The sequence below is a fragment of the Pseudomonas sp. D8002 genome (assembly GCF_013385695.1).
In the GTDB taxonomy this organism is placed as follows: Bacteria; Pseudomonadota; Gammaproteobacteria; order Pseudomonadales; family Pseudomonadaceae; genus Aquipseudomonas.
This window is the reverse complement of sequence record NZ_JACAPM010000036.1, coordinates 1-20,036: the sequence shown is the minus strand read 5'-3', so window position 1 is coordinate 20,036 and position 20,036 is coordinate 1. Positions and strand designations below refer to the sequence as shown.

Genomic DNA, 20,036 nt, shown 5'->3' with positions numbered 1-20,036 from the left:
TGCGAAACATTTAAACCAACCACAGCGTCAGGAGTTTCGGTATGCGCAATAAAGTCTTTGGCCGTCGCAGCGGCCTGCGGGTTTCAGAGCTGGCCCTGGGTACCGCCAATTTCGGCACAGGCTGGGGCCACGGCGCCGAGCGCGAAGAGTCCAAGCGAATCTACGACGGCTATCTGGAGGCCGGCGGAAACTTCCTCGATACTGCCAACGGCTACCAGTTCGGCCAATCGGAAGTGCTGCTCGGCGAGTTCATTGCCTCGGAACGCGACCGCTTGGTGATCGCCAGCAAATACACCCTGCGCACCCAGCCTCAAGACGAAGGCACCCTCAAGCTTGGCAACAACCGCAAGAACATGGTGCGCGCCGTCGAAGAAAGCCTGAAACGCTTGAACACCGACCACATCGACCTGTTCTGGGCGCATATCAGCGACAACGTCACGCCGATGGAAGAGATCCTGCGGGGGTTTGATGACCTGGTGCGTGCCGGCAAGATCCACTACGCCGGGCTGTCCAACTTCCCCGCCTGGCGCATTGCCCGCGCCGACCTGCTCGCTGAAGTGCGCGGCTTTGCACCCCTGGTAGCGATCCAGACCGAATACAGCCTGGCCGAACGCACCGCTGACCGCGAGCTGCTGCCCATGGCCGAGGCCCTGGGCCTGGCCGCGACTTTATGGTCACCGCTGGGGGGTGGTTTTCTGACCGGGAAGTACCGCAACAGCCAGGACGATACCCGCGCCAGCAAGCTGGGCATTTTGGTCCACGCTGAAAAAAGCGCACGGGAAACCGCAGTGCTCGACACCCTGCTGGCGGTTGCCGGTGAACTGGACGCCACGCCGACTCACATCGCCATCGCCTGGCTGCGGGAAAAGGCCCGTCGTTCTACCACCGCGCTGATCCCGATCCTGGGGCCGCGTACCCGCGAACAACTGGACGGCACCCTGGGTGCGTTGAGTGTGCAACTCTCGGCTGAGCAAGTGGACCGCCTGGACACTGCCAGCGCGATACCGCTGGGCGTGCCCCACGAGATGATCGCGGAGCGCTTTCCGCGCTATACGGACGATGATGCCCAAGACCTGCGCTGGCCGCCGGTTATCTAAGACCCGTTGTGGCGAGGGAGCTTGCTCCCGCTGGGCTGCGTAGCGGCCCCAAAATCTTGGGAGCGCTGCGCACTCCAGCGGGAGCAAGCTCCCTCGCCACAGATGCAGTACTCAGCCTCAGTTAAGCGAGGCTTTTGCTCACCACTTCAAACACATCGCTGGACAGCTCGCCCGAAGCGCGAATCCGCTCCAGCTCGCCTTTCATCAGCGCCTGCCGCGCGCTGTCGTACTTGCGCCAGCGGGTCAACGGCGCCAATTGCCGCGAAGCAATCTGGGGGTTGAAGCCATTCAACTGGATCACCAGGTCCGCCAGGAACCGATAGCCCGAACCATCCGCCGCGTGGAAGTTGATCAGGTTCTGCCCGGCAAACGCGCCCACCAGTGCCCGCACCTTGTTCGGGTTCTTGATGTTGAACGCAGGGTGCTGCATCAACGTCTTGACCCGCTCCAGCGCGCCCGGCAAACCATTGCCCGCCTGCACGCTGAACCACTGGTCCATGACCAGCGGGTTGTCCTTGAAGTTCTCGGCAAACACCGCCAGCGCCTTGGCTTTCTCTTCTTCGAACGGCGAGTTGACCAGCACCGCCAGGGCCGTCAGGCGCTCGGTCATGTTGTCGCACGCGTCGAACTGTTCAAGGGTCGCCGCCAGCACTTCCGGCTTGCCGCTGAGCATCAGGTACGACAGCGCAATGTTCTGCAAGGCGCGACGGGCAAAGTGTTCCGCCTCGGCCACGTACGGGGTTTTCTTCGACAGGTCGCGATTGGCCTGGTAACGCAGCCACAGGCCCTCGAACAGGTTGTCGGCCAACTGCTTGCGAGCAAACTCGCGGGCCGCGTGGATGGCGTCGACATCCGCCACTTCGCTGATTTCGGTCAGGTAGGCTTCGCTCGGCAGCGAGAGCATCTCGGCGACCATCGCCTGGTCCAGGCTTTCGTCGCTCAATACGCTGCGCAGTGCAGTGACCAGGCGTTGATCCAGCACCAGCGCCTTGCCCTGCTGATGTTGGGCGATCAGCTCCTGCAACACCTGCACCGACAGCTGCTGGCCGGCGTCCCAGCGATTGAAGCCATCGCTGTCGTGCTGCATCAGGAACATCAGTTGGTCGCGGTTATACGGGAAGCTCAGCTTCACCGGCGCCGAGAAGCCACGCAGCAGCGACGGCAGCGGGTGCTCGGCGATGTCGACAAAGGTGAAGGTCTGTTCGGCTTCGGTCACCGAGATCACGCGGGACGTGGCGCCGGCAGCGGTTTCACCGGCCAGGCGCAAGGCGATGCCCGCGCCCTTCCCGTCCAGCAGGCCCAGCTCAACCGGAATCACGAACGGCAGTTTTTCCACCTTGTCCGGGGTTTCCGGGCAGCTTTGACGGAAGGTCAGGCTGTAGGTTTTAGCCACCGCGTCGTAGGACTCGCTCACCGCCAGGCGTGGCGTACCTGCCTGGCTGTACCAGCGCTTGAACTGGGTCAGGTCAGCGCCGTTGGCGTCTTCCATGGCCTTGATGAAGTCATCGCAGGTCACAGCCTGGCCGTCGTGGCGTTCGAAGTACAGGTCGCTGCCTTTGCGGAACCCTTCGGCGCCGAGCAAGGTTTGGATCATACGGACGACTTCCGAGCCCTTTTCGTACACGGTCAGGGTGTAGAAGTTGGAGATCTCGATAAAGCCGTCCGGACGTACCGCGTGGGCCATGGGACCGGCATCTTCGGCGAACTGGTGAGTGCGCAGATAAGCCACGTCCTGGATGCGCTTGACGGTGGCCGAGTTCATGTCGGCAGAGAACTGCGAATCACGGAACACCGTGAAGCCTTCCTTCAGCGACAGCTGGAACCAGTCGCGGCAAGTCACGCGGTTGCCCGACCAGTTGTGGAAGTATTCGTGGGCAACGATCGCCTCGACTCGCTGGTGCGCGGCGTCGGTGGCGGTTTCGGCACGAGCCAGCACGGCGCTGGAGTTGAAGATGTTGAGGCCCTTGTTTTCCATGGCGCCCATGTTGAAGTCGTTGACCGCGACGATCATGAAGATGTCGAGGTCGTACTCACGGCCATAGACTTCCTCGTCCCAGCGCATGGATTTCTTCAGGCTGTTCATGGCGTGCTGGCACTTGTCGATGTTTTCCGGCTCGACATAGATACGCAGCGCCACGGTGCGTTCGGTCATGGTGGTGAAGGTGTCTTCGACACACCACAAATCACCGGCCACCAGTGCAAACAGGTACGCCGGCTTCTTGAACGGATCTTCCCAGGTCGCCCAGTGCCGGCCGTCTTCGCCAGGGCCGGAAGCAATCGGGTTGCCGTTGGACAGCAACACCGGGTAGCTGTGTTGCTCGGCGATCACCGTGGTGGTGAACACGCTCATCACGTCCGGACGGTCGAGGTAATAGGTGATCTTGCGGAAACCCTCGGCCTCGCACTGGGTGCAGAACATGCCGCCGGATTTGTACAGGCCTTCCAGGGCGGTATTGGTTTCCGGGTGGATCTTCACCGTGGTGTCGAGGGTGAAGGTCGCGCTGGTGGGGTGCACGGTCAGGTGGCTGTCGCTCAACTGGTAGTCGGCGTCGGTCAGTTCCTGGTCGGCCAGGTTCACCGACAGCAGCTCCAGCTGCTGCCCGTCCAGCACCAGCGGCGGCAAGCCGGCGCCGCGCTCGGGGTTGCGGCGCATCACCAGCTGCGCGTGGACCAGGCTATGGTCCTCGAACAACTCGAAGGTCAGGTGCGTCTCGTCGATCAGGTAATCCGGCGCCTGATAGTCCTTCAGGTAAATCATCTTCGGCTGTTCGGTGCGCATGTCTGTCGTCCTTCTACTGATGCACGGCGAGCTGGTAGGCCGTGTATTTACGAATATTGATCACGCCGGTATCGAAGATCAGGTATTGGCCCTTGATCCCCATCAGCGTGCCTTCGGCAATCGGGTTCTTGTCCAGGTTGAAGCTGACGATTTTGGTCGGATACTGCTCGATCGGGTAGCGGATTTCGATCGGTTCGATGTCGGTCACCGGTTGGATGGCCTGCAGGCCAAAGCGTTCCTGCAAACCGAGCATGCCTTCGGCACAGCTGGCGAACAGTTCGTCGCGCACCTGCGCAAGGTCGACGGCCTGGGCATCGCCCTTGAGCAGCGCGCGCCAGTTGGTCTTGTCGGCCACCTGGCTGCGGAACAGGTCTTCGACGAAGCCCGACTGCTGGCGCGTGGCAACGCGCATGATCGGCAGCGCCTGGCTGGCGCCCTGGTCGAGCCAGCGGGTCGGCAGCTGGCTGGCGCGGGTGATGCCGACCTTGATCCCCGACGAGTTCGCCAGGTACACCACGTGGTCGGTCATGCAGAATTTTTCACCCCAGGCCGGATCGCGGCAGGTGCCGGCGTCGTAATGGCAGCGCTCGGGGCTCATGATGCACAGGTCGCACTGGGCCAGTTTGGTCATGCACGGGTAGCAGTAACCCTGGCTGAAACTGGTCTTGGTCTTGCGACCGCAATGGGTGCAATGGATCGCACCGAGGTATTCCAGGCGCACGGTAGTGCCGATCAATGGATTGACCGGCACCTCGGTGTCGCCCAGGCGAAACGCGTATTGAACGGTCGGCTCACCCAACTGCGCCGACATCTTGCTGACTGCACCACGGCCAATCTCAATCAATGGATGGCATCCGACTTGAACAGGATGTTCGGCACCGGCGCCGACTTGGAGGCGCATTCCTGCGGGCCCATGTAGCCGGTGCGCTGGTCTTCCGGCAGGTTCTGCAGTTCCCAGGCGATCACCGCCTGCAACGACAGTTCACGCTGCTCGGCGGTGAGCTTGCGGCCATCGGACCATTTGCCGATTTCCACGGCGAGCTTGAGGCTCTCGTAGATGTCCGGGGTGATGTTTTCGATCATTTCGACAAAAGAGGACATAAGACTCTTCCTTAACTAAATAGGAGACATTTTGCGGCGGCTGTACAAGCCACCCAACAAACCGGTCAGGCAACCCATCACCAGGCCACCCACGTGGGCCGCGTTGGCGATTTCGCCGAAGCCGATCATCGAGACCAGGCCCGACAGGCACAGCACCAGCCACACCAGCATCATCACCAACACCCCGCGAGGCAGGCGATACACCGGATTCGGCGACACCCACTGATAGATCCAGCAATGCCCGAGCAAGCCATACAGCACGCCGGACAACCCGCCAAACAGGCCGGGACCACCAAAATAGTATTGAGCGTAGTTCGACACCAGGCTGAACAGCAGGGTCAGGCCCAGCAGGTTGATGCTGCCCTGGCGCAACTCGATGCGTCGCCCCAGTTCCCAGTACCACATGCCGTTCATGGCCAGGTGCAGGATGCCGAAGTGGATCAACATCGGCGTGACCAGGCGCCACCACTGTCCCGACGCCAGGCTGTCGGTCAATGGCGTGAAACGGATGTACTCGCCTGCCACGCTGAACGGCAGGAAGGTCAGCCAGCTCATGGCTTGCAGGTTATCCCCCAGCAACGTAACGGCGCCGACGATGATGCTCAGCAGCAACACCAACGCGGTCACCGGGCTGTGGCGAAGCTGCTGGGCAAACCCGGGACGCCTGGTCGACGTCGCCTGCTCGGGAATGTCCAGTTGCTGGTCCGGGTCACCGGCCGGAAAGCGCTGGTACAGGACCTTCACGTCTTCACTGATGGAGTCAGGCACCCACAGCACCTGCTCCCCGGCTTCTTCGCTGACGCGATGGGGCACTTGCATGCGTTGCAGAAGCTTGACGAAACCACTCAAATCCACCGCCAGCGGCAGGCGTAATACAGCAACGGTACTCATGAAATAACCTCAGGGCGCTCGACATCGACCCAAACAAATTTACGCGGGTCCAGGCGGGTTTCCTGATCCAGCCGGTACGCCACCAGCTTGCCGTACAGCACCGCGCTGTAGTCCAGGCAGGCCAGGTTCGGGCGGATCGGCGCCGGTTTGCCGCTGCGCCAGTAGTGGCCGACGAACAGCAATGGCTCGTCGACGCCGTAGCGCAGCAGGGAATTCTTTTCAGTGGACGACAGCGGCGTGGCGGCCACCGGTTCCGGCAGCGCATCGGGCTGGAACACGATGTCGCCGTAGGTTTTCGGGTCGTCTTCCCAGAACTTGGTGCGGAAGAACGAACGCGTCAGGCCGTCGCCGCCGGTCAGGGTCAGGCCGTCCGGCAGGCGCATGTCGGTGCCGCGCAACAGGCGGTCGAAGGCATTGCTGGCGAAACTGCCGGGCACGGCGGCGGCTTGCAGGAAGTGTTCGTCGATGCAGCCGTCCGGGAAATGCGCGCGCAGGGGCTCGATAAAGCCGTTGTCCCAGCAAGCGTGCACTACGCGGAATCGCCCGGCGTCGACAAACAGCGGCATGTCATAGAACCAGCCGAGGAAATCGTGCCAGTCTGCCGGGTGCTGTTCGAACTGGGTCAGGGTCTCGTGGATCAACCGCGCGTGGCGTGGCGTGTGCTCGCGCACAAACTGCTTGCCGCTGCCTGGGGCGGCGGGCGTGCTCCAGCCCAGCGCGTTGAACTCATGGTTGCCCATGATGCACAGCGCCTGGCCGGCCTCGGTCATGTCGTGGACGATATGCAGCGCCTCGCGAATGCGCGGGCCACGGTCGATGATATCGCCGAGGAACACGGCCATTCGCGAGGGATGGCGCCAGGTGCCGCCCTGCTTGTGGTAACCCAACCGGTCGAGCAAGTGCTCAAGGGTATGAGCGCAACCGTGCACGTCACCAATCAGGTCGTAGCTACGCGCGGGATCGAGCATCAGTCGCCTCCACCCCCCAAGCGGCTGCCCCAGCCCAGCTTGGTCCGGCACACTTCGTAGTAGTTGTGGTCCAGCGGGTGGATCAACCGCAACTTCTGTGCCTTTTTGCTCACGGTGATGGTGTCACCGGGGGCGCAGGTGAAATGGTTCTGCCCGTCGCAGGAGACTTGCGGGTAGATCTGCATGTCTTTTGACACCACGATTTTCAGCTCACTGTTGCCATCGACCACGATAGGCCTGCTGGACAACATATGGGGATACATCGGCACGATCACAATGGCATCCAGCTTGGGATGCATGATCGGCCCACCGGCCGACAGCGCGTAGGCCGTGGACCCGGTCGGCGTGGCGACGATCAGGCCGTCGGCCTTCTGGCTGCACACGAACTGGCCGTCGATGTACAACTCGAACTCGATCATCCGCGTCGACTTGCCGGGGTGCAGCACCACATCGTTGAGGGCGTCGCCCTGGCCGATGGCTTCGCCGTGGCGGCGCACTTCGGCTTGCAGCAGGAAGCGGTTTTCCACCAGGTAATGGCCGTCCAGCACCTTGGCCACTTCGACTTCCAGCTCGTCGGGGCGAATATCGGTGAGGAACCCCAGGCTTCCACGGTTGATCCCCAGCACCGGCACGTTATGCCGCGCCAGCGCCCGGGCGGCGCCCAACAGGCTGCCGTCGCCGCCTACCACGATCACCATGTCGCAGACTTCACCGAGCATCTTGCGCGACGAGGTCTGCAGGCCATGGCCCGGGAGGATTTCAGCGATGGTGTCTTCGAGGATCACGTGCAGGTGGCGCTCGAGCAGAAACTTTTTCAGTCGGCGGACGGTGTCCAGCACCTGAGTACTGCCCAGGCGACCGATAATGCCGATATTGCGAAATTGCTCCATGGGGCTCCTGCGGGGTTCGGGTTCTGCAAAAAAGAACGATTATGGGCGAAAGCCGGCGTTACACAAAATCCTTTGTCGCCGCAAACCCCAGACGACAACGGTTCTCAGCCCCCTTCCCGGCTGTAAAAGGCTATGCTCGGACCATGACTCTGTTCCCTGATTTGCAGCACCTGCCCCGCCAACTGCGTCACCCCGAGGTGCGCGATCTCGCGTGGGTGATGCTCGCCCCGCCGATGCTCGCGCAAACGCCGTGGCCACAACGCCACCCGCTGACCGGCAGCGACTGGGTGCAGGCCCCGCATTTGCTGGAGCAGTGGCTGCGCCAGCTGGACCAGGACAGCAGTGCCTTGCTGCATTGGCTGAGCCAGGCACGCACCCGCCGGCTGGGGTTGTATTACGAACGGCTGTGGCAATTCGCCGTGCAGCATGCGCCGGGCGTGGAGCTGCTGGCGGCCAACCTGCCGATCCGCCAGGCCGGGCATACCCTGGGCGAGCTGGACATGCTGCTGCGCGACCGTGACGGTGTGCATCATCTGGAACTGGCGATCAAACTCTACCTCGGGCCCCAGGACGGTAATGGCCGGGACACCGCGCAATGGCTCGGCCCCGGCTGTCATGACCGGCTCGACCGCAAGCTGGCGCACCTGGCCCAGCACCAACTGCCGATTTCCGCCCGGCCGGAGAGCCGCGAAGTCCTGGCCGCGCTCGATATCCAGGCTTTTGATGCCCATCTGTGGCTGGGCGGGTATCTGCTCTACCCATGGCCGGGCATGGCGCAGGCCCCCCAGGGCGCGCATCCCCAACACCTGAATGGCCGCTGGCTGCATCAGCGCGATTGGTCGAGGTTTATCGAGCAAAGCCCGGCAGGACGCTGGCAACCGCTGCCCCGCCACGCATGGCTGGCGCCGGCGCACTACCCGGCGGACGAAGCCTGGGACGCGGCCCGGATGCAGCACTGGCTGACCGAACTGGACCCCATGGCGCCCGCGCAGTTGCTGGTGCGCCTGGTGGAAAACAGCGAAGGCGAATGGGAAGAAGCCGAACGGTTGTTTCTGGTGGCGGATCTTTGGCCGAACGTGCCGGCGCTTACAGGTTATCGATATGCCGATAGTCAATCTGTAACCCCATAGCCAGCTGCTTTGAACGGCCCAACCGAATCGGGCCGCGCTCGATGTCCACCAGCAAGCCCGGGCAGTCCAGCGGCGGCAAACCCGCCACATCCTTCAGCCGCCCATCGGTGATCACCAGCAACCGCTGCCGCTCCACCGGGTAACGCTTGCGACGAGCCGCCAACCAGTGCCCCGCTTCGTTCAGCGCTGCCAACAATGGCGTGCCACCGCCTGCGCCGAGGCCATCAAGCCAATGACCCAGCCCTTTTGCCGCCTTTAATCCCTGCTCCTGCCACTTTGGCGATTGCCCGCTCGCGGTGAGCAACGCCATGCGCGCCCGCTGTCGATAGGCATCGTCGAACAGTTGGGCCAGTAATCCCTTGGCATCGCTAAGCGCCTGATGCCGCCGGGTGGACGCCGAAGCATCGACAATCACCAGCCACAGTTCATGGGGCGTACGGCTACGCAGTTGATACAGCAAATCTTCGCGGCGTTGCGGCCGCCCGCCGAGCAAGGTACCCGGCCAGTTGATCGAACCTTCGGCCGCGCTGCGCGCCTGGCCTCGCCGGCCCTTGTTCAGTCGACCCGCCTTGGGCCGTGCATCCGCCCCCGCGTCAGGTTTGGGGCGAATGCCTAGGGCTTTTTTGGCCAGGTGGGCACATCACGGCGAGCACCTATCGGCAAGGCGGGTGCGGGCATGTCGCCCCATTGGCCCTGGCCTTCAGGTGCATCATTGGGCTTGGGTGATTGACCGCCAGCGGGCGGCGTTGCAGGCGGGGATTGCTCCTGACGACGATGGCGCAGGGCAAATTCCGCGACCGCTTCGATATCTTCTTCGCTGATAGCCGTCGCGCCCCGCCAGGCCGCATGGGCACGTGCGCCACGCAGCCAGACCAGGTCGGCGCGCAAGCCATCGACCCCAGCGGCAAAGCAGCGCTCGGTAATCTGCGCCAGCGCCTGGTCATCCAACGGGATGCTATCCAGCAATGCGCGGGCCCGGGTGCAGCGCTCACGCAACGCGGCCTGCCGGTCGGCCCATTGCCCGCAGAAACCCTGAGGGTCGCTGTCGAAATCCAGGCGGCGACGGATGATCTGCCCGCGTTCGGCCGGCTGGGTGTGCCCGCTCAGCGCCACGTTGAAACCAAACCGGTCGAGCAATTGCGGGCGCAGCTCGCCCTCTTCCGGGTTCATGGTGCCGATCAGTACAAAACGCGCCGAATGCCGGTGGGAAATCCCGTCGCGCTCGATCAGGTTGGTGCCGCTGGCGGCCACGTCCAGCAGCAGGTCCACCAGGTGGTCGGGCAGCAGGTTGACTTCATCGACATAGAGCACGCCGCCGTCGGCCTTGGCCAGCACGCCGGGGGAAAACTGTGCGCGGCCCTCACTGAGTGCCGCGTCCAGATCGAGTGTGCCCACCAGCCGCTCCTCGGTGGCGCCCAACGGCAGCGTGACGAACTGGCCGCTGGCGAGCAGGTCCGCCAGGCCACGGGCCAGGGTGGACTTGGCCATGCCCCGCGGGCCTTCGATCAGCACACCGCCGATTTTCGGGTCGATGGCGGTCAGGCACAGGGCCAGTTTCAGGTCGTCGGCGCCGACCACGGCGGACAGCGGGAAATGTGGAATGTCGGTCATCAACTGCCTTCTTCTATATCCAACAACAGGTTTTCCAACGCCTCGCGGTACGCCCCAGGCTCCTGCCACATGCCGCGTTGCTGGGCTTCGAGCATGCGTTCGGTCATGTCCCGCAGGGCATCCGGGTTGTGCTGCTGCACAAAGGCGCGGGTGCCCGGGTCCAGCAAGTAGGCATCCGCCAGCAATGCATATTGATGATCGTCGATCAACGCCGTCGTAGCGTCGAACGCGAACAGATTATCCACGGTGGCCGCCATCTCGAACGCGCCTTTGTAGCCGTGGCGCTTCACCCCTTCGATCCACTTCGGGTTGGCCGCACGGGCACGAATCACCCGGTTCAACTCTTCCTTCAACGTGCGGATCTTCGGCAGGTCCGGCTGACTGTGGTCACCATGATAGCTGGCAGCCTTGTCGCCGCTCAGGGTTTCCACGGCGGCGAGCATGCCGCCCTGGAATTGGTAGTAATCATTGGAGTCGAGCAGGTCATGCTCGCGGTTGTCCTGGTTCTGCAACACCGCCTGCACCTGGCTCAAACGCTGGGCAAACTGTTCGCGGGCGGCGGTGCCTTCGTCGGAGCCGCCATAGGCGTAGCCGCCCCAGTTCAGGTAAACCTCGGCCAGGTCTTCGCGGCTCTGCCACAAGCGCCCATCAATCGCGCCCTGCACGCCGGCACCATAGGCACCGGGCTTGGCACCGAAGATCCGCCAACCAGCCTGCTTCGCCGCCGCGTCCTCGTCCAGGCCCAACAGGCGCAAGGCCTCGCGCTCACTGCGCACCTTGGCGGCCAGCGGGTTCAGGTCATCCGGTTCGTCCAGCGCAGCCACGGCTTGCACCGCCGCATCGAACAGGCGGATCAGGTTGGCGAATGCATCACGGAAGAACCCCGACACGCGCAAGGTCACATCCACCCGTGGCCGGTCCAGCAGACTGATCGGCAGGATTTCAAAGTCATCCACCCGCTGGCTGCCGGTGGCCCACACCGGGCGCACGCCCATCAGCGCCATGGCCTGGGCGATATCGTCGCCACCGGTGCGCATGGTGGCGGTGCCCCACACCGACAGGCCGAGCTGGCGCAAGTGGTCGCCATGATCCTGCAGGTGACGCTCAAGAATCAGGTTCGCCGACTGGAAGCCGATGCGCCAGGCAGTGGTGGTGGGCAGGTTGCGCACATCCACCGAGAAAAAGTTACGACCGGTAGGCAACACGTCCAGACGGCCCCGGCTCGGCGCGCCGCTGGGCCCGGCCGGGACGAAGCGCCCGCTCAAGGCATCCAGCAACCCGCGCATTTCCGCCGGGCCGCAGGCATCCAGGCGTGGCGCGACGACGATGCGCAAGCTCTCGATCACCGCCTTGACGTCTTCCCAGCCGGGCTCTTCAAGCTGCTCCACGGCACCTTCCAGCGCCTGCTCGATCAAGCGCGCGGCATACAGCTCCAGGCGTTCACGGGTGTCGCCGGCAGTGCGCCACAACTGCGTGTCGATCTTCTGCAACACCACTGGCCGGCGCCCCGTCCACGGCTCGGCCAGGGCGCAGTCCAGCGGATCGAAGCCCAGGTCGAAGGCCTTGGCCAATACCCGCAGCAGGCTCGATTGCGGCCCCCGCCCATCGCCACGCGGAATACGCAACAACGCCAGCAAGGTGTCGATGCGCAAGCGGCCCTCGGGTGACTCGCCGAAAATGTGCAGGCCATCGCGAATCTGCGACTCCTTCAAGTCACACAGGTAGGTGTCCAGGCGCGGCAGCCAGATCGCCGCATCGGCGTCGCTGTCGAGGTTTTCGTCCAGGGCCAGTTCCTGGTCGATGCGGGTTTCGCGCACCAGCTTGAGGATGTCCTTTTGCAGCTCGCGGGCACGCCGTGGGTCGAGCAGTTGTGCCTCGTAATACTCGTCGGCCAGCAACTCCAGGTCGCGCAGCGGCCCGTAGGTTTCGGCGCGGGTCAGCGGCGGCATCAGGTGGTCGATGATCACGGCCTGGGTGCGGCGCTTGGCCTGGGCGCCCTCGCCCGGGTCATTGACGATAAACGGGTAGATATTCGGCAGCGGCCCCAGTAGTGCGTCGGGCCAGCAGTTCTCGGAAAGCCCGACGCCCTTGCCCGGCAGCCATTCCAGGTTGCCGTGCTTGCCAACGTGGATCACGCCGTGGGCGCCGTAGGTGTGGCGCAACCAGAAGTAGAACGCCAGGTAGCCATGGGGCGGCACCAGGTCCGGGTCGTGATAGACCGCACTCGCGTCCACCTGGTAACCCCGGGCCGGCTGGATGCCGACGAAGGTCAGGCCCAAACGCAGGCCCGCGATCATCATGCGCCCGTCGCGGAACATCGGATCGCTATGAGGTGTACCCCAGCGTGCCAACACGGCCTGGCGATTGGACTCGGGCAAGCGGTTGAACATCGCCTCGTAGTCATCCAGCGCCAGGCTCTGATGACACGGACGCAAGTCGAGGCTGTCCAGGTCGTTGCTGACGCCGCCCAAGAGCGCCTGGATCAGTGCCGTTCCACTTTCCGGCAGCTCGTCCGGCAGCGGATAACCTTGGATTTTCAGTGCCCGCAGGATATTCAGCGCGGCGGCTGGGGTGTCGAGACCCACGCCGTTGCCGATACGTCCGTCCCGGGTCGGGTAGTTGGCGAGGATCAGCGCGATACGCTTTTCGCCATTCGGCACCCGCGCCAGTTCGACCCAGCGCCGCGCCAGTTCGGCGACAAAGTCCATGCGCTCCGGCTGTGCGCGATAGCACACCACATCCGACTGGCTGCGCTCGCTGCGCCAGGCCAGGTCCTTGAAGCTGATGGGCCGGCTGATGATGCGCCCGTCCAGTTCCGGCAACGCGATGTGCATCGCCAGGTCACGTGGGCCGAGGCCTTGCTCGCTGGCCTGCCAGCCGGGCTCGTTGTCCTGGGCGCAAATCGCCTGGATCACCGGGATATTGCGGCGAAACGGCCGCAGGTGCGGAGCTTCGGGGCTGGACTGGGCAAAACCGGTGGTGTTCAGAATCACCGAGGCGTGCACCTCGTCCAGTAAATCCTCGACCACGGTCAGGCAGCCGGGCTCTTTCAAACTGGCCACCGCCATCGGCAGCGGGTTGAGACCCGCGGCCTGCAAGCGCTGGCAAAAAACATCAATAAAGCCGGTGTTGGCCGCCTGCAAATGGGAGCGGTAGAACAGCACCGCCGCCACGGGAAAATCAGCTTGCCAGTCAGCCTGCCAATCGTTGAGACGGGCATTGGCTTTATGCGGATGATAAATCGCCGTGCGCGGCAGGGTTTGCGGCTCGCTCCAGGCGTAATCGCGGCCAAGGTAGCCGGCGGCCAGGCAACGATAGAAATCCAGCGCATTCCCCAAACCACCCTGGCGCAGGAAGTGCCAGAGCCGGTCACGTTCCTCGGCGCCCACGGTGCTGAGGCCACTGAGTTCCGGGTCCGGGCGATCATCCCCCGGCACCAGGATCAGCTGCACGCCGCGCTCGGCCAACTCCATTAGGCGCTCGATACCGTAGCGCCAATAACCGATGCCGCCGTGCAGCGAAATCAGGATGACCTTGGCGTGGCGCAGCACCTCATCCACATACAGGTCGACCGAAGCATGGTTCTGCACCTGCATCGGGTTGGCCAGGCGCAGGCTCGGGTAATCCTCGGGCAACTGCTGGGCCGCTTCGGCCAGCAGCGCCAGGCTGGAATCACCGCTGCACAGGATCACCAGCTCGGCGGGGGTTTGCCCAAGGTCGGCGATGTTGTCATCCGAAACGAAACCGCCGGGCTGGGTCCTGAGCAGATGCATGGTTTAAACGCTGAGGGCAGCGCGCAGTTGCGCTTCGAGCAAGGCGGCGTCGAGTTCCTGGCCGATCAGCACCAGGTGCGTGGCGCGCGGCTCATCGGCGCGCCAGGCGCGGTCGAAGTGCTTGTCGAAACGCGTGCCCACGCCCTGGATCAGCAGGCGCATCGGTTTGTTCGGGATCGCCGCGAAGCCCTTGACCCGCAGGATGCCGTGCTTGACCACCAGTTGGGTCAGGGCGTCCAGCAGCAGGCTTTCGTCGGCCTGGGGCAGTTCGATGGAGATGGAGTCGAAGGCATCGTGGTCGTGGTCGTCTTCACCTTCGTGGTGATGATCGTGATGGCTGTGGCGGCCATCGATGTGTTCTTCCGAGCCCGCGCCCAGGCCGATCAATACGTCCAGCGGCAGGCGACCGCTGCTGGCTTCGATGATTTTTACCGCCGGCGGCAGTTCTTCTGCCACTTCCAGGCGCACACGGGCCAGGTCTTCAGGGCTGATCAGGTCGGACTTGTTGAGGATCACCAGGTCGGCGCTGGCCAGTTGGTCGGCGAACAGCTCGTGCAGGGGGGATTCGTGGTCCAGGTTCGGGTCGAGCTTGCGCTGGGCGTCAACCTGGTCCGGGAAGGCGGCGAACGTGCCGGCGGCCACGGCTGGGCTGTCGACCACGGTGATCACGGCGTCAACGGTGCAGGCGCTGCGGATTTCCGGCCACTGGAACGCCTGGACCAAGGGTTTTGGCAGGGCCAGGCCCGAGGTTTCGATGAGGATATGGTCGAGGTCGCCGCGACGGGCCACCAGTTCGCGCATCACCGGGAAGAACTCTTCCTGGACCGTGCAGCACAGGCAGCCATTGGCCAATTCGTAGACGCGGCCGTTCGCCTCTTCTTCGGTACAGCCGATGGAGCATTGCTTGAGGATTTCACCGTCAATGCCCAGCTCGCCGAACTCGTTGACGATCACCGCGATACGGCGCCCCTGGGCGTTATCCAGCATGTGGCGCAGCAAGGTGGTCTTGCCCGAGCCGAGGAAGCCGGTAACGATGGTGACGGGGAGTTTGGCCAGTGTTTTCATCGGATGCCCTTTGGGGCGGGCATACGGGACGAGTGGCCCTGCGCGGGTGCGCAGAAGCAGAATTCGCCACCGGATCACCCCGCCCGGTTGAAGTAGAAAATCGGTTGCGAGGCAGGTCTCCTGGCTTGGGGCTTGCCGGCGGTGATGCCGGCGCTGGCTGCGCCTTCCCGCCTTGTTCAGGCAGTGGCGTGGCAGTCAGACAAACCCTTTACAGTTGCGGGGGCAGCCGCGGCATTGACCGCGTTCCCTTCTTAGCTTCGGCCTGGGCCGAAGAACCTCGAAGGTGCAAGGCTACGCAGTGCGCGGGGACGGGTCAATGTCCGAGCGTTTGGCACTAAGCAGCGCCAGGCGCTCCAGCATGCCTTCGCTCGCCGCCGGCCCGGCCTGGACGCTGCATTGCTCGACGGACACGCGTGCACCGTCGGCGTCCACCACCGCCACTTCCACCGGGCGCCGGGTTTTCCGGTCGACCAATTGCAGGCTTTCACCTTCGTTGGCGAAATGGCGGTTGCCCCAGCCGACGAACGCCATGATCACCACCCGGAAATCCTCGCCAACCGGCGTCGGTACGTACTCGAAACGGGGCGGCCGCTCGCTGTATTGCCGGCGCTCCAGCAGCCCCGCCTCGACCAGGCTGTTGAGCCGGCGGGTGAGCATGTTCGGAGCGATCCCCAGGCTCTGGGAAAACTCATCAAAACGCCGCAAACCTTGCAGCGCGTCGCGCATGATCAGGATGCTCCACCACTCGCCTACCCGTTCCACTCCACGGGCTACCGGGCATTCGGCATTCACCAGCGACTTACGTTGCATTGCAGTTCCTCTGTGGGGCGGCTACGGAAATTTCAGCTATCGGATGTTACTTTCATAATGATAGTTTCGTCCATGCATTGCTACCAACCTGAAATTTGCGGAGCTAAGCGATCATGAGTAAGCGAATTGTTGTGACCGGCATGGGTGCAGTGACACCGCTGGCAACCGGCGTGGAACAGACCTGGAAGCGCCTGCTGGCCGGTGAATCCGGGATTCGCAGGCTACCCGAGGCATTGATCGGCGACCTGGCAATCAGCATCGGCGGCCAAGTGTTGGACCGCATCCAGGACCCTGAAGCCGGCTTTGACCCGGACACTGTCATCCCGGCCAAGGAACAACGCAAGATGGACCGGTTCATCGTGTTTGCCCTGGCCGCCGCGCAAGAGGCCCTGGCCCAGGCAGGCTGGAGTCCGCAGACGCCATCGCAGCAGGAACGTACCGCGACAATCATCGCCTCCGGCGTGGGTGGTTTTCCCGCGATTGCCGAGGCCGTTCGTACGGCTGACAGCAAAGGGCCTCGCCGCCTGTCGCCGTTCACGATCCCGTCATTCCTCGGCAACATGGCGGCCGGGCACGTGTCGATCCAGCATCAACTGAAAGGTCCGCTGGGCTCCCCCGTCACTGCCTGCGCCGCCGGCGTACAGGCGATTGGTGATGCTGCGCGAATGATCCGTGCCGGCGAAATCGACATCGCCGTGTGTGGCGGCGCCGAAGCCTGCATCCACCGGGTCAGCCTCGGCGGTTTTGCTGCGGCGCGTGCGCTGTCCAGCGATTACAACGACACGCCGGCATTGGCTTCCCGCCCGTTTGATCAAGGCCGCGACGGGTTTGTGATGGGCGAAGGTGCCGGACTGTTGGTGATCGAGGAACTGGAGCATGCATTGGCTCGTGGGGCGACGCCTATCGCAGAGCTGGTGGGCTACGGCACCAGCGCCGACGCCTATCACATGACCTCGGGCCCGGAAGATGGCTCGGGTGCACGCAGGGCAATGGAATTGGCGATCGCGCAGGCCGGAATCAGCGCCGCACAGATCCAGCACTTGAACGCCCATGCCACGTCGACCCCCGTAGGCGACAACGGCGAACTGGCAGCGATCAATACGCTGTTCGGAGCCGATTCCAGTGTGGCTATCAGCGCAACGAAGTCGGCGACTGGCCACTTACTGGGCGCAGCGGGCGGGATCGAGGCGATCTTCACCGTGCTCGCCCTGCGCGACCAGATTGCCCCGGCGACCCTCAACCTGGATAACCCGGACCCCGCTGCCGATGGGCTGGATATGGTCCGAGGCCAAGCCCGGTCGTTGCCGATTGAATACGCGATTTCCAATGGGTTTGGATTCGGCGGCGTGAATGCCAGCGTGCTGTTCAAACGCTGGCAATAACCCGGCGATTTGACGCCCATCGCCCGCCCATGCTCTCCTACACATCTTGTTTCGGGTGCCCTTCACAGGGTGAAACGGGAAACCGGTGAGTCATGTTCCTTTACTCAAGGGCGTGACGAGTCCGGTGCTGCCCCCGCAACGGTAAGCGAGTGAAGCATCAAAACCACTGTGCCTCTACGGCATGGGAAGGTGATGCTTTCAAGGCCCAGGCCCCTCGCAAGCCCGGAGACCGGCCCGAAAAAATCAGATAACAAACCCGCGGTGGGCGGGCGCTGTTCAGAACCCTGCGTGCCTGGCTCGCGGGGTTTTCATGCGCTCGTGTCACCCTGAAACCCTGAAGGGACGCGCCATGTCGATCATCAGCAGCACCGCCTCTACCGCCAGCACCACCGCCACCCTGAGCCAACGCCTGACTGCCGCCATCGGCGCGTCGATCCTCGGCGCGTGCCTGGTGTATTTCGCCGGTTTCTCGCACATCGAAGCGGTGCACAACGCCGCCCACGATACCCGCCACAGCGCTGCGTTCCCGTGCCACTGAGACCTGCCGACATGATCAAGCGTATTGCCCAAACCGCAGGTTTCACCGGCCTCCTGGCCGCCCTGCTGCTGACCTTGCTGCAAAGCTTCTGGGTTGCCCCGCTGATCCTGCAGGCGGAAACCTTCGAAAACGCCCCGGCCGCGACCGAAGTGCATGAACATGCCGATGCCACGGCCCACACCCACGACGCTGAAGCCTGGGAGCCGGAAGATGGCTGGCAGCGTGTGCTGTCGACTACGGGCGGCAACCTGGTGGTCGCCGTAGGTTTTGCCCTGATGCTTGCCGGCCTGTACACCCTGCGTGCACCGACCCGTACGGCCCAAGGCCTGCTATGGGGCCTGGCCGGTTACGCCACCTTTGTGTTGGCGCCGACCCTGGGCTTGCCGCCTGAATTGCCGGGGACTGCGGCGGCAGACCTGGCGCAACGGCAAATCTGGTGGATCGGCACTGCCGCCTCTACCGCTGCCGGTATCGCGCTGATCGTGTTCGGTCGTAACTGGCTGCTGAAAATCCTGGGCGTGGCGATCCTGGCTGTGCCCCATGTGATTGGCGCACCACAGCCGGAAGTCCACTCGATGCTGGCGCCGGAGGCTCTGGAAGCTCAATTCAAGATCGCCTCGCAGTTGACCAACGTTGCCTTCTGGCTGGCGCTGGGCTTGATCAGTGCCTGGCTGTTTCGCCGTAACCGTGATGGTCAGTATTCGGCATGATCCTGGCGGTTGGCCTGGGGTGTCAGCGGGGTTGTTCTGTCGACATCCTGCGTGAACTGTTCAACGCCGCCCTCGCCGAGGGTGGCATTGAGCGTCAGCGCATCACTGCGTTGGCCAGTCTTGATCGCAAGCGGGATGAGCCGGGGTTGCTCGCACTGGCTCAGGTTCTGGATTTGCCGTTGGTATTTTTCAGTGCGGAGCAATTGGCGCCCTATGAAGATCGACTGAGCCATAAGTCCGAGACGGTTTTTGCTCATACCGGCTGCTACGGCATTGCTGAAAGTGCCGCCCTGGCCCTGGCAGAACAGCTGTCTCAAAGCCCTGCCACCCTGCTGATCACCCGCAAAAAAACCGCCCAGGCCACCTTTGCATTGGCTTGCGCCGGCTGAATTCCCGATAATCGTCAGCTTTGATCATGAGCAATCTTCATCTGGAGGGCTGCTCGCGTGCTTTTTTTCACAGGAATGAATCCATGACTGTCTTTTTCATCGGCGCAGGCCCAGGCGATCCGGAATTGATCACGGTCAAGGGGCAGCGGCTGATTCGCAGTTGCCCGGTGATTATCTATGCCGGCTCGCTGGTACCGGCGGCGGTGCTTGAGGGGCATCAGGCTGAGCTGGTGGTCAACAGTGCCGAGTTGCATCTGGAGCAGATCATCGAGCTGATCAAGACGGCCCATGAGAAAGGCCAGGATGTGGCGCGGGTGCATTCCGGGGATCCGAGTTTGTACGGGGCGATTGGGGAGCAGATTCGGCTGTTGCGGGAGCTTGGGATTGGGTTTCAGATCATTCCCGGAGTGACGGCGGTGGCGGCTTGTGCGGCATTGTTAGAGGCTGAGCTGACGTTGCCGGACATTGCACAGAGTGTGATTTTGACGCGGTATGCGGATAAGACGGCGATGCCTGAGGGTGAGGTGTTCAGTAGCCTGGCGCAGCATGGGACGACCATGGCGATTCACCTGGGGGTGAATCATCTGGAAAAGATCGTGGCTGAGTTGGTGCCTCACTATGGGGAGGATTGTCCGATTGCGGTGGTGCATCGGGCGACCTGGCCGGATCAGGATTGGGCCATTGGTACGCTGGCGGATATTGCCGGGAAGGTGGCAGCCAAGGGGTTTCGGCGTACGGCGTTGATTCTGGTGGGTCGGGTTTTGGCCAGTGACAGTTTTGGTGAGTCGTCGTTGTATCGTGCGGGGCATGCGCATTTGTATCGGCCCTGAGGGTGGTGGCGGTGGTGATGGTGTACATATCCGTTATTTAGGTAACGGCGACTATTGGTTCCGCTCTTACAG

The 20,036-nt window shown here is 63.3% G+C and carries 18 protein-coding genes and 2 riboswitches; of the genes, 7 read left to right on the top strand and 11 right to left on the bottom strand.

The annotated features are described in order from the left end of the window. The first annotated feature begins 41 nt into the window (after positions 1 to 41). Positions 42 to 1,097: an aldo/keto reductase gene (locus tag HX807_RS21810; RefSeq protein ID WP_177051010.1), complete on the top strand. Its 1,056-nt coding sequence runs from the start codon at positions 42 to 44 to the stop codon at positions 1,095 to 1,097. Positions 1,098 to 1,218: 121 nt separating this feature from the next. Here the strand turns inward: HX807_RS21810 and pepN are convergent, their stop codons facing one another. From pepN to HX807_RS21780, 6 genes are read right to left on the bottom strand one after another with little or no spacing between them, the layout of a single operon-like run. Then, on the bottom strand, positions 1,219 to 3,876 hold the full coding sequence (pepN, locus tag HX807_RS21805; protein WP_177051008.1) for an aminopeptidase N: 2,658 nt from the start codon (positions 3,874 to 3,876) through the stop codon (positions 1,219 to 1,221). Between the two features lie 13 nt (positions 3,877 to 3,889). Continuing rightward, positions 3,890 to 4,720 (bottom strand): DUF2797 domain-containing protein, encoded by an 831-nt coding sequence (locus HX807_RS21800; protein ID WP_003217902.1) that lies wholly within the window; start codon positions 4,718 to 4,720, stop codon positions 3,890 to 3,892. Continuing rightward, complete coding sequence (locus HX807_RS21795; RefSeq protein ID WP_003217900.1) at positions 4,717 to 4,977, bottom strand: YeaC family protein; 261 nt, start codon at positions 4,975 to 4,977, stop codon at positions 4,717 to 4,719. Before HX807_RS21795 ends, HX807_RS21800 begins: the two co-directional genes overlap by 4 nt. A 15-nt stretch (positions 4,978 to 4,992) precedes the next feature. Then, positions 4,993 to 5,868: a rhomboid family intramembrane serine protease gene (locus tag HX807_RS21790; RefSeq protein ID WP_008431996.1), complete on the bottom strand. Its 876-nt coding sequence runs from the start codon at positions 5,866 to 5,868 to the stop codon at positions 4,993 to 4,995. Beyond that, a complete protein-coding gene (locus tag HX807_RS21785) occupies positions 5,865 to 6,839 on the bottom strand; it encodes a metallophosphoesterase (protein WP_161635726.1) in 975 nt (324 codons plus the stop codon). The genes HX807_RS21790 and HX807_RS21785 overlap by 4 nt, the downstream gene beginning before the upstream one ends. Beyond that, entirely contained in the window at positions 6,836 to 7,726 is an 891-nt protein-coding gene (locus HX807_RS21780; RefSeq protein ID WP_003217892.1) for an NAD(+) kinase, read from the bottom strand. The genes HX807_RS21785 and HX807_RS21780 overlap by 4 nt, the downstream gene beginning before the upstream one ends. Before the next feature lie 143 nt (positions 7,727 to 7,869). On the opposite strand from HX807_RS21780, the gene HX807_RS21775 reads away from it, so the two are divergent. Further along, a complete protein-coding gene (locus HX807_RS21775) occupies positions 7,870 to 8,856 on the top strand; it encodes a DUF1853 family protein (RefSeq protein WP_008431991.1) in 987 nt (328 codons plus the stop codon). Here HX807_RS21775 and HX807_RS21770 read toward each other — a convergent pair. From HX807_RS21770 to HX807_RS21750, 5 genes are all read right to left on the bottom strand, one after another. Continuing rightward, on the bottom strand, positions 8,813 to 9,415 hold the full coding sequence (locus tag HX807_RS21770) for a VWA domain-containing protein (RefSeq protein ID WP_177051036.1): 603 nt from the start codon (positions 9,413 to 9,415) through the stop codon (positions 8,813 to 8,815). The two genes, HX807_RS21775 and HX807_RS21770, sit on opposite strands and share 44 nt — an antisense overlap. 53 nt (positions 9,416 to 9,468) lie before the next feature. Then, a complete protein-coding gene (locus HX807_RS21765) occupies positions 9,469 to 10,467 on the bottom strand; it encodes an ATP-binding protein (protein ID WP_008431987.1) in 999 nt (332 codons plus the stop codon). After that, positions 10,467 to 14,240: a cobaltochelatase subunit CobN gene (cobN, locus tag HX807_RS21760; RefSeq protein WP_177051006.1), complete on the bottom strand. Its 3,774-nt coding sequence runs from the start codon at positions 14,238 to 14,240 to the stop codon at positions 10,467 to 10,469. The genes HX807_RS21765 and cobN overlap by 1 nt, the downstream gene beginning before the upstream one ends. 3 nt (positions 14,241 to 14,243) lie before the next feature. Further along, the gene (cobW, locus tag HX807_RS21755; protein WP_003217887.1) at positions 14,244 to 15,305 is read right to left on the bottom strand and encodes a cobalamin biosynthesis protein CobW; all 1,062 of its coding nucleotides are present in this window, start codon (positions 15,303 to 15,305) and stop codon (positions 14,244 to 14,246) included. A gap of 92 nt (positions 15,306 to 15,397) precedes the next feature. Then, positions 15,398 to 15,600: riboswitch (cobalamin riboswitch) on the bottom strand. Next, complete coding sequence (locus tag HX807_RS21750) at positions 15,597 to 16,115, bottom strand: helix-turn-helix domain-containing protein (protein WP_177051004.1); 519 nt, start codon at positions 16,113 to 16,115, stop codon at positions 15,597 to 15,599. It overlaps the preceding riboswitch by 4 nt. A gap of 113 nt (positions 16,116 to 16,228) precedes the next feature. On the opposite strand from HX807_RS21750, the gene fabF reads away from it, so the two are divergent. From fabF to cobM, 5 genes are all read left to right on the top strand, one after another. Beyond that, positions 16,229 to 17,497, top strand: coding sequence for a beta-ketoacyl-ACP synthase II (gene fabF / locus HX807_RS21745; protein ID WP_177051002.1), 1,269 nt, complete (start codon positions 16,229 to 16,231; stop codon positions 17,495 to 17,497). Between the two features lie 36 nt (positions 17,498 to 17,533). Beyond that, a riboswitch (cobalamin riboswitch) is annotated at positions 17,534 to 17,750 on the top strand. A gap of 96 nt (positions 17,751 to 17,846) precedes the next feature. Further along, complete coding sequence (locus HX807_RS21740; RefSeq protein WP_003217883.1) at positions 17,847 to 18,035, top strand: CbtB-domain containing protein; 189 nt, start codon at positions 17,847 to 17,849, stop codon at positions 18,033 to 18,035. 11 nt (positions 18,036 to 18,046) lie between these two features. Then, complete coding sequence (locus HX807_RS21735) at positions 18,047 to 18,745, top strand: CbtA family protein (protein WP_087694356.1); 699 nt, start codon at positions 18,047 to 18,049, stop codon at positions 18,743 to 18,745. Beyond that, positions 18,742 to 19,134 (top strand): cobalamin biosynthesis protein, encoded by a 393-nt coding sequence (locus HX807_RS21730; protein ID WP_003217881.1) that lies wholly within the window; start codon positions 18,742 to 18,744, stop codon positions 19,132 to 19,134. The genes HX807_RS21735 and HX807_RS21730 overlap by 4 nt, the downstream gene beginning before the upstream one ends. An 83-nt stretch (positions 19,135 to 19,217) precedes the next feature. Then, on the top strand, positions 19,218 to 19,964 hold the full coding sequence (gene cobM, locus HX807_RS21725; RefSeq protein WP_102605651.1) for a precorrin-4 C(11)-methyltransferase: 747 nt from the start codon (positions 19,218 to 19,220) through the stop codon (positions 19,962 to 19,964). Positions 19,965 to 20,036: the final 72 nt, after the last annotated feature.

Coding starts and splice junctions, on each gene's coding strand:
- fabF (WP_177051002.1), top strand. CDS start 16,229: ATGAGTAAGCGAATTGTTGTGACCGGCATGGGTGCAGTGACACCGCTG.
- HX807_RS21765 (WP_008431987.1), bottom strand. CDS start 10,467: ATGACCGACATTCCACATTTCCCGCTGTCCGCCGTGGTCGGCGCCGAC.
- HX807_RS21735 (WP_087694356.1), top strand. CDS start 18,047: ATGATCAAGCGTATTGCCCAAACCGCAGGTTTCACCGGCCTCCTGGCC.
- cobM (WP_102605651.1), top strand. CDS start 19,218: ATGACTGTCTTTTTCATCGGCGCAGGCCCAGGCGATCCGGAATTGATC.
- cobN (WP_177051006.1), bottom strand. CDS start 14,240: ATGCATCTGCTCAGGACCCAGCCCGGCGGTTTCGTTTCGGATGACAAC.
- HX807_RS21740 (WP_003217883.1), top strand. CDS start 17,847: ATGTCGATCATCAGCAGCACCGCCTCTACCGCCAGCACCACCGCCACC.
- HX807_RS21810 (WP_177051010.1), top strand. CDS start 42: ATGCGCAATAAAGTCTTTGGCCGTCGCAGCGGCCTGCGGGTTTCAGAG.
- HX807_RS21795 (WP_003217900.1), bottom strand. CDS start 4,977: ATGTCCTCTTTTGTCGAAATGATCGAAAACATCACCCCGGACATCTAC.
- HX807_RS21730 (WP_003217881.1), top strand. CDS start 18,742: ATGATCCTGGCGGTTGGCCTGGGGTGTCAGCGGGGTTGTTCTGTCGAC.
- HX807_RS21750 (WP_177051004.1), bottom strand. CDS start 16,115: ATGCAACGTAAGTCGCTGGTGAATGCCGAATGCCCGGTAGCCCGTGGA.
- cobW (WP_003217887.1), bottom strand. CDS start 15,305: ATGAAAACACTGGCCAAACTCCCCGTCACCATCGTTACCGGCTTCCTC.
- pepN (WP_177051008.1), bottom strand. CDS start 3,876: ATGCGCACCGAACAGCCGAAGATGATTTACCTGAAGGACTATCAGGCG.
- HX807_RS21775 (WP_008431991.1), top strand. CDS start 7,870: ATGACTCTGTTCCCTGATTTGCAGCACCTGCCCCGCCAACTGCGTCAC.
- HX807_RS21790 (WP_008431996.1), bottom strand. CDS start 5,868: ATGAGTACCGTTGCTGTATTACGCCTGCCGCTGGCGGTGGATTTGAGT.
- HX807_RS21780 (WP_003217892.1), bottom strand. CDS start 7,726: ATGGAGCAATTTCGCAATATCGGCATTATCGGTCGCCTGGGCAGTACT.